Origin of the sequence: Pseudomonas sp. WP18 (genome assembly GCF_036689585.1) — a bacterium.
Lineage (GTDB): Bacteria > Pseudomonadota > Gammaproteobacteria > Pseudomonadales > Pseudomonadaceae > Aquipseudomonas > Aquipseudomonas chlororaphis_E.
The window spans coordinates 4294276-4302484 of the sequence record NZ_CP144758.1; the positions used below are offsets into that span (position 1 = coordinate 4294276).

Annotated in this window: 7 protein-coding genes; 4 read left to right on the top strand and 3 right to left on the bottom strand. The window is 63.2% G+C overall.

Annotation, left to right across the window (positions count from 1 at the left end; genetic code table 11):
* Nucleotides 1–81: 81 nt before the first annotated feature.
* Both xdhC and guaD read left to right on the top strand, forming a co-directional pair.
* Entirely contained in the window at nucleotides 82–924 is an 843-nt protein-coding gene (gene xdhC, locus V5F23_RS18905; protein ID WP_042728053.1) for a xanthine dehydrogenase accessory protein XdhC, read from the top strand.
* 21 nt (nucleotides 925–945) lie between these two features.
* Nucleotides 946–2250 (top strand): guanine deaminase, encoded by a 1305-nt coding sequence (gene guaD / locus V5F23_RS18910; protein WP_042728045.1) that lies wholly within the window; start codon nucleotides 946–948, stop codon nucleotides 2248–2250.
* Between the two features lie 138 nt (nucleotides 2251–2388).
* Here guaD and V5F23_RS18915 read toward each other — a convergent pair whose 3' ends face one another.
* Nucleotides 2389–3153, bottom strand: coding sequence for a GntR family transcriptional regulator (locus tag V5F23_RS18915; protein ID WP_042728046.1), 765 nt, complete (start codon nucleotides 3151–3153; stop codon nucleotides 2389–2391).
* Between the two features lie 272 nt (nucleotides 3154–3425).
* Between V5F23_RS18915 and V5F23_RS18920 the strand changes: the two genes are divergently transcribed.
* Complete coding sequence (locus V5F23_RS18920) at nucleotides 3426–4616, top strand: benzoate/H(+) symporter BenE family transporter (RefSeq protein ID WP_042728047.1); 1191 nt, start codon at nucleotides 3426–3428, stop codon at nucleotides 4614–4616.
* Nucleotides 4617–4775: 159 nt separating this feature from the next.
* On the opposite strand, the gene V5F23_RS18925 is transcribed toward V5F23_RS18920, so the two are convergent.
* Nucleotides 4776–5120 (bottom strand): YggL family protein, encoded by a 345-nt coding sequence (locus V5F23_RS18925; RefSeq protein WP_042728048.1) that lies wholly within the window; start codon nucleotides 5118–5120, stop codon nucleotides 4776–4778.
* Nucleotides 5121–5352: 232 nt separating this feature from the next.
* Here V5F23_RS18925 and dacB point away from each other — a divergent pair, with 232 nt between their 5' ends.
* Nucleotides 5353–6819 carry a D-alanyl-D-alanine carboxypeptidase/D-alanyl-D-alanine-endopeptidase gene (dacB, locus tag V5F23_RS18930; RefSeq protein WP_042728049.1) on the top strand — a complete coding sequence of 489 codons (1467 nt, stop codon included), beginning with the start codon at nucleotides 5353–5355 and terminating at the stop codon, nucleotides 6817–6819.
* A gap of 389 nt (nucleotides 6820–7208) precedes the next feature.
* On the opposite strand, the gene V5F23_RS18935 is transcribed toward dacB, so the two are convergent.
* A complete protein-coding gene (locus tag V5F23_RS18935; protein ID WP_338496059.1) occupies nucleotides 7209–8159 on the bottom strand; it encodes an alpha/beta hydrolase in 951 nt (316 codons plus the stop codon).
* Nucleotides 8160–8209 lie beyond the last annotated feature (50 nt).

Sequence of the window (8209 nt, forward strand, 5' to 3'; positions counted from 1 at the left end):
GGTCGGTGTTCACAAATACCCTGTGGGAGCGGGCTTGCTCGCGAAGGCCGCCGAACAGACAACAAAGATGTCGAGGTGAACATGTACAACTGGATCAGCGCCCTCGCCGACCTGCAAACCCGCGGCGAACCCTGCGTGCTGGTGACCATCATCGAAGAGCTCGGCTCCACGCCGCGCAACGCCGGTTCGAAGATGGTCATCAGCGCCAGCCAGACGTTCGACACCATTGGCGGCGGGCACCTGGAATACAAGGCCATGGAAATCGCCCGGCAGATGCTTGCCAGCGGCCAGCAGGCTACCCACCTGGAACGCTTCAGCCTCGGCGCCAGCCTCGGCCAGTGCTGCGGTGGCGTAACGGTGCTGCTGTTCGAACCCATGGGCCAGGTGCAGGCGCAGATTGCCGTGTTCGGTGCCGGCCATGTCGGCCGCGCCCTGGTGCCGTTGCTGGCGAGCCTGCCCTGCAAGGTGCGCTGGATCGATTCGCGGGAGGCGGAATTCCCCGAACACTTGCCCCACGGCGTACGCAAGATCGTCACCGAAGAGCCACTGGATGAAGTCGACGAACTGCCCGCCGGCAGCTACTGCATCGTCATGACCCACAACCACGCGCTCGACCTGGAACTGAGCGCCGCGATCCTCAAGCGCAACGACTTCGCCTACTTCGGCCTGATCGGTTCGAAGACCAAGCGGGTCAAGTTCGAACATCGCCTGCGCGATCGCGGCTTCGACAGCGGCACCTTGCAACGCCTACGTTGCCCGATGGGCATCGGCGAAGTCAAAGGCAAGCTGCCTGTGGAAATCGCCATCTCCATCGCCGGCGAAATCATCGCCACCTATAACGCCGACTTCGGCCAGCACACCGCGCGCGCCGAACCGATCGCCAAGCTGCTGCCGGCCTCGCGCCGCAGCCAGGCCAACCGTTGATTCTTCATTGAGAAACCTTTCATGCCCCTGACACGCAAAGCCTACCGCGCCGCCCTGCTCCACAGCCTCGCCGACCCGGCCGAAGTAGGGATCGAAGCCTCCTATGAGTATTTCGAAGACGGCCTGCTGGTGGTGGAAAACGGCCAGATCAGCGCCATCGGCCACGCCCATGACCTGTTGCCGACCCTGGCCGCGGACATCGAGATCAACCATTACCCCGACGCGCTGATCACCCCCGGCTTCATCGACACCCACATCCACCTGCCGCAAACCGGCATGGTGGGCGCCTATGGCGAGCAATTGCTGGACTGGCTCAACACCTACACCTTCCCCTGCGAAAGCCAGTTCGCCGACCCGGCCCATGCCGCGGCCGTGGCCGATCTTTTCGTCAAGGAACTGCTGCGCAATGGCACCACTACGGCGCTGGTGTTCGGCAGCGTGCACCCACAGTCGGTGAATGCCTTCTTCGAAGTGGCCCAGAAGCTGGACCTGCGGATGATCGCCGGCAAAGTGATGATGGACCGCAACGCCCCGGATTACCTGACCGACACCGCCGAATCCAGCTACACCGAGAGCAAGGCGTTGATCGAGCGCTGGCACGGCAAGGGCCGCCTGCACTACGCCGTGACGCCCCGCTTCGCCCCCACCAGCACCCCGGAACAATTGACGCTGGCCGGGCAGTTGCTGAGCGAGTACCCCGACCTGTACATGCAGACCCACATCAGTGAAAACCTGCAGGAAGTGCAATGGGTCAAGGCGCTGTTTCCCGAGCGCAAGGGTTACCTGGACGTCTACGACCACTACCAACTGCTGGGCGAGCGCTCGGTGTTCGCCCACGGCGTGCATCTGTGCGACGACGAATGCGCACGCCTGGCCGAAACCGGTTCGGCCATCGCCTTCTGCCCGACGTCGAACTTCTTCCTGGGCAGCGGCCTGTTCAACCTGCCCATGGCCGAGAAGCACAAGGTGAACGTCGGCCTGGGCACCGACGTGGGGGGTGGCACCAGTTTTTCACTGCTGCACACGCTGAACGAAGCTTACAAGGTGATGCAGTTGCAGGGTGCGCGGTTGAGCCCGTTCAAGTCGCTGTACCTGGCGACACTCGGCGGCGCCAGGGCACTGCGCCTGGAAGAGCGGATCGGGACCTTGCAGCCGGGCACCGATGCGGATTTCCTGGTACTGGACTACAACGCGACGCCACTGCTGGGCTATCGCCTGAAACAGGCCAACGACATTGCCGAGCGGTTGTTCGTGCTGATGACCCTGGGGGATGACCGGACGGTGATGCAGACTTACGCGGCCGGTAAATTGGTGCATCAGCGGTAGATTTCCTTCGCCTGTTACACCGCTTTCGCGAGCAAGCCCGCTCCCACATTTGATCCGCGTATGTCATGACAACACGGTCGAATGCGGGAGCGGGCTTGCTCGCGAAGGGGGGAACTCGGTGCCGCTGACTCAACTCAATCAGAGCTTGGCCGTCGACCGTCCTGGCTTCTTGCTCTGCAACAGGTGCGAGAACACCGCGTGCAGGTCGTCCGAGGCGCTTTCTTCGTCGAGGTTGAGCTTGCTGTCGATGTGGTCCATGTGGTGCATCATCAGGTCCACCGCCAGCGTCGCGTCGCGCGCCTCGATGGCGTCGATCAACTGGGTGTGCTCGTCATAGGAGCAGTGGGAACGGTTGCCGCTTTCGTACTGGGCAATGATCAGCGAGGTCTGGGACACCAGGCTGCGCTGGAAGCTGATCAACGGCGCATTCTTTGCCGCTTCGGCCAGCTTGAGGTGGAATTCGCCCGACAGGCGGATGCCGGCGCCACGGTCGCCCCGGGAAAAACTGTCGCGCTCGTCGTTGACCATCTGCCGCAGCTCGGCAAGCTGCTCGGCGGTGGCATGCTGCACCGCCAGTTCGGTGATAGCCCGCTCCACCAGGCGCCGGGCCATGAACACCTGGCGAGCCTCCTCGACACTCGGGCTGGCGACCACGGCGCCGCGGTTGGGCCGCAGCAGCACCACCCCTTCATGGGCCAGGCGCGACAACGCCCGACGAATGATCGTGCGGCTGACCCCGAAAATCTCCCCCAGTGCCTCTTCGCTCAGCTTTGTACCGGGCGCCAAGCGTTGTTCGAGGATGGCCTCGAAGATATGCGCGTAGACGATATCGTCCTGGGTACCGCTGCGACCGGCCTTACCGGCTCGCGGTTGTTTCTTGAGGGGCTGCAACTGTTCGTTCATGGGCACTCGAGTCGGGAGAACTGCGGCGAATTGACCGTGACTGTAATACGGCACAGCCGGTCGCTGGCAAGTATCGCGTAAAAAACACCTCGATTGTACACAACCTCTGATGGCAACACGACTGTACGGCTGTTTGCGGGCCTGGCTGTATTGCAATCGCTCACGGGGTTGAGTTTAGGCTTAAACCGCAACCCTGTGGCGAGGGCGCTTGCTCCCTCGCCACAGGGTTGTTCCTGGCTTTGCCAAATTTATAACAAGGATCATCGCCCGCCATGACCGAAGTCACGACTACGCCACTTCGTCCGCTCGCCGACACATCGCCATCGGCCGTCGTCGCCGGGTTCATTGCCATGATGACCGGCTACACCAGCTCCCTGGTGCTGATGTTCCAGGCCGGGCAGGCAGCAGGGTTGACCAGCGGGCAGATTTCATCGTGGATCTGGGCGATTTCCATCGGCATGGCCGTGTGCACCATCGGCCTTTCGCTGCGCTATCGCACGCCGATCACCATTGCCTGGTCGACACCCGGCGCGGCGCTGTTGATCACCAGCCTGGGCGGCGTGAGCTACGGCGAGGCCATCGGTGCCTACATCACCTGCGCGGTGCTGGTGACGATCTGCGGCCTGACCGGCAGTTTCGAGCGCCTGGTCAGGCGCATCCCGGCGTCCCTGGCGGCAGCCCTGCTCGCAGGCATCCTGTTCAAGATCGGCAGCGAGATCTTCGTCGCCACCCAGCATCGCACCGGCCTGGTCCTGGGGATGTTCTTCACTTACCTGATCGTCAAGCGCCTGTCGCCGCGCTACGCGGTGCTGGCCGCGCTGCTGGTGGGCACGGCGTTGTCCGGCCTGCTCGGGCTGCTGGATTTCAGCGGGTTTACCCTGGAAGTCGCGACACCGGTCTGGACCACGCCGCACTTCTCCCTGGCCGCCACCATCAGCATCGGCATCCCCCTGTTCGTCGTGGCGATGACCTCGCAGAACATGCCCGGCATCGCCGTGCTGCGGGCCGACGGCTACAACGTTCCAGCCTCGCCGCTGATCACCAGCACCGGCATTGCCTCGCTGCTGTTGGCACCGTTCGGCTCCCACGGCATCAACCTGGCAGCCATCAGCGCCGCCATCTGCACCGGCCCGCACGCCCACGAGGATCGCGACAAGCGCTACACGGCGGCGCTCTGGTGCGGGATTTTCTACGGCATTGCCGGGGTGTTCGGCGCCACGCTGGCGGCGTTGTTCGCGGCGTTGCCCAAGGAACTGGTGCTGTCCATCGCGGCCCTGGCATTGTTCGGCTCGATCATCAATGGCTTGACCATCGCCATGAGCGAAGCCCGGGAACGGGAAGCGGCGCTGGTGACGTTCATGGTCACCGCGTCGGGGTTGACGCTGTTTTCCATCGGGTCGGCGTTCTGGGGGATCGTGGCGGGGGTGTTGACCTTGCTGATCCTCAATTGGCGCAAGGCCTGATTGCCTCTGAAAGCTTCGCGAGCAAGCTCGCTCCCACATTGGATTTGTGTCGTTCGCATGCCCCTGTGGGCGCGGGTTTGCTCGCGAAGGCGGCCTGGCAATCACCCGATAAGCAGGCACAAAAAAGCCGGCACCCCGAAGGGTTGCCGGCTCAGATCATCACGCCTTGGCGTTGATCGGCTTTTCCGGGTACCACACGTCCATCAGCGGGCTGACTTCAACGCTGGTCAGCTCAGGACGCGCCTTGAGCCAGGCCTCGACGGCCGCACGCTGCTCTTCGGAAACCGAGCCACGCTTCTGCAGGCAAACCAGACCGTAGTCGTCGCCGCCCACGTAGCCCAGGCCATTGGCTTCCATGGCTTGTTTCAAGAAAGCGTCGAGGAAAGCGTCAATAGCCTCGTCGGCCAGATCTTCTTTGAAATCCAGGTTCAATTCGAAACCCAGCTCTTGAAATTCATCCACGCACAGTTTTTTGCGCAGACGCTGGGAACGGTTAGTCGCCATTGGAACAATCCTCTTAAGTAATAACGGCCGGCACTTTACCAGTTTGGTGCATCAATTGCCCGACTGTTCGGGGGGATCGACCTACCGTCGGTAAAAAATAGCGTCGCGAAGGGCCAGGGTACGGGCCAAGCCGTTGCAGCTTGGGGCATAATGCCGACACTTTCATGACCGTTGAGGGCGTTCATTTTCATGTCCTCGTCTTTTCCCCCTCGCCTGTAGGGTTTTATTTCAAATGATCAAATCTTTGCGTCCATTGCTTCTGGCCAGCCTTCTTCTTCCCCTGGCCCTCCCTGTTTCCACCAGCGCCGCCACGATCAACACCGCCTTGTCACCCAACGTGCAGAAGGCCCTCAAGACCAGCAAACTGCAAGACAACGCCTTGTCCCTGGTGATGGTGCCGCTCAACGGCCCCGGCACCCCGACCGTCTATAACGCCGACGTCTCGGTCAACCCGGCGTCCACCATGAAACTGGTGACCACCTACGCGGCCCTGGAGATGCTCGGCCCCAATCATCAGTGGAAAACCGAGTTCTACACCGACGGCACCCTCAACAGCGGGATCCTCAACGGCAACCTGTACCTCAAGGGCGGCGGCGATCCCAAGCTGAACATGGAAAAACTCTGGCTGCTGATGCGCGACCTGCGGGCCAATGGCGTGCAGCAGGTCACCGGCGACCTGGTGCTGGACCGCGGTTTCTTCATCCAGCCGCAACTGCCGGAGTTCAACGACGACGGCAACGACGAGAACAAACCGTTCCTGGTCAAGCCCGACGCCCTGCTGGTCAACCTCAAGGCCCTGCGTTTCGTCGCCCGCAATGACGCCGGCCGGGTGCTGGTGTCGGTGGAACCGCCGATCGCCAGCATTCGCATCGACAACCAGGTCAAGGCCGTCAACGGCAAGCAATGCACCGGCGGCGTGCGCTACAACCCGGTGCCCCAGGCGGACGGCAGCGTGACCGTGACCGTCGGCGGCCAGCTCGGCGAGGGGTGCAGCTCCCAGACCTACCTGTCGCTGCTGGACCACGCCACCTACACCGCTGGCGCCGTGCGAGCCATCTGGAAGGAACTGGGCGGCAGCATCCAGGGCAAGGATCGCCTCGCCGCGACTCCGAGCGGTGCAAAACTGCTGGCCCGGGCCTTCTCGCCGGACCTCGCGGAAATCATCCGCGACATCAACAAATACAGTAACAACACCATGGCCCAGCAGTTGTTCCTGAGCCTCGGCGCGCAGTTTCGCAACGAAGCCGACGGTGACGACGCCAAGGCCGCGCAGCGGGTCGTGCGCCAGTGGCTGGCCAAGAAAGGCATCACCGCGCCACACCTGGTGATGGAGAACGGCTCCGGCCTGTCCCGCGCCGAACGTGTCAGCGCCCGGGAAATGGCGGCGATGCTGCAAGCCGCCTGGCGCAGCCCTTATGCCGCCGAGTACATCAGCTCGATGCCAATCGCCGGCACCGACGGCACCATGCGCAAGCGCCTCAAGACCACCGCCATGGCCGGCGAAGCCCACGTCAAGACCGGCACCCTGAACACCGTCCGCGCCATTGCCGGCTTCAGCCGTGACATCAACGGCAACACCTGGGCCGTGGTCGCCATCCTTAACGACCCCAAACCCTGGGGCGCTTCGTCCGTACTGGACCAGGTCCTGCTGGACCTGTACCGCCAACCGAAACTGCCACAGACCGCCTCGGTACTCTGACCGGGGACCGCCCCCGGCTGCCAATGGGTCGCCGGGGGCAACAAAACTCGGAACTCACCCCAATCCAATGGTGGGGGCGGGCTTGCTCGCGAAACCGGTCTGCCTGCACCGATGATGTTGGCTGGGCCGGCGCCTTCGCGGGCAAGCCCGCTCCCACAGGGACCTTTGCCAGGCGCAGGTTTTATGGACATCCCCCATTTAATGGTGGGAGCGGGCTTGCTCGCGAAAGCGGCCTGTCTGGACCGATGATGTTGGCTGGGCGGGCGCCTTCGCGGGCAAGCCCGCTCCCACAGGGATCTTTGCCAGGCGCAGGTTTTATGGACATCCCCCATTTAATTGTGGGAGCGGGCTTGCTCGCGAAAGCGGTCTGTCTGTTCAGGTGATGTTTATCAGTGAGCAAACACTGCCCTCAATCGTTGGGCGATGTGTTGCTGAGCCTCTTCGGCGTCGTCGACGATGGCGCCCATGCGGATGAAGTCATGGGTCATGCCGGCATACACCTTGAGTTCAACCGCCACCCCGGCCTGTTGCAGGTGCTGCGCATACGCCACGCCTTCGTCATGCAGAGGGTCGCATTCGGCGAGGATCAGCAGCACCGGCGGCAGGTTCGGCGGGATCTCGCCCAGCAGCGGTGAGAAGCGCGGGTCGTGGCGGTCGGTGGTGTCGCGTTGGTAATGGTTGTAGAACCATTCCAATGATGCCTTTTCCAGCAAATGACCTTCACCGTAACGCTCGATGGACGGCCTGCTGCGGCTGGCATCCGTCACCGGATAGATCAGCACCTGCAACAGCGGCGCGGTGTCCAGCGGCTGCGTCGCCAGCACCGTGGCCAGGCTGCCGCCGACGCTGTCGCCGCCCACGGCCAGGCGCCGGGTATCGATGCCGAGCCTGTCCGATTCGGCCACCAGCCACGTCCAGGCGTCCATGGCATCCTCGACGGCGGTGGGAAAACGAAACTCCGGCGCCCGTCGATAAGCCACCGACACCACCACGCAGTCGGCCATCGCCGCCAGGTTGCGGCACAGTGAATCATGGGAATCGAGGCTGCCGACCACATAGCCGCCCCCATGGAAATACAGCAGCGCCGGTCGGACCAGCCCTTGCTCCAGCGAGCGCCGGCTGTACAGCCGGGCTGCCAGCCGGGCACCGTCGCGGGTTGCAATGTGCAGGGGCTCGACCACCTCCAGTGCCTCGCCACCGGCATCCATCAACTGCGACGACTGATCGAATTGTTCACGGGCCTGGTCCGGGCTCATCTGGTGCATGGGCACGCGTTTGCCACTGGCGCGGCCATTGCCCACCAGTTCCAGGAATGCAGCGATATCAGGGTTCAACGACATTGAGCACACTCTCCACGCCGACCGGGCACAACGCCCGGCCGGCTACAGGT

What these genes read in the sequence shown, in the direction of transcription:
- xdhC (WP_042728053.1), top strand. Translation starts at nt 82, where the DNA reads ATGTACAACTGGATCAGCGCCCTCGCCGACCTGCAAACCCGCGGCGAA.
- guaD (WP_042728045.1), top strand. Translation starts at nt 946, where the DNA reads ATGCCCCTGACACGCAAAGCCTACCGCGCCGCCCTGCTCCACAGCCTC.
- V5F23_RS18915 (WP_042728046.1), bottom strand. Translation starts at nt 3,153, where the DNA reads ATGAACGAACAGTTGCAGCCCCTCAAGAAACAACCGCGAGCCGGTAAG.
- V5F23_RS18920 (WP_042728047.1), top strand. Translation starts at nt 3,426, where the DNA reads ATGACCGAAGTCACGACTACGCCACTTCGTCCGCTCGCCGACACATCG.
- V5F23_RS18925 (WP_042728048.1), bottom strand. Translation starts at nt 5,120, where the DNA reads ATGGCGACTAACCGTTCCCAGCGTCTGCGCAAAAAACTGTGCGTGGAT.
- dacB (WP_042728049.1), top strand. Translation starts at nt 5,353, where the DNA reads ATGATCAAATCTTTGCGTCCATTGCTTCTGGCCAGCCTTCTTCTTCCC.
- V5F23_RS18935 (WP_338496059.1), bottom strand. Translation starts at nt 8,159, where the DNA reads ATGTCGTTGAACCCTGATATCGCTGCATTCCTGGAACTGGTGGGCAAT.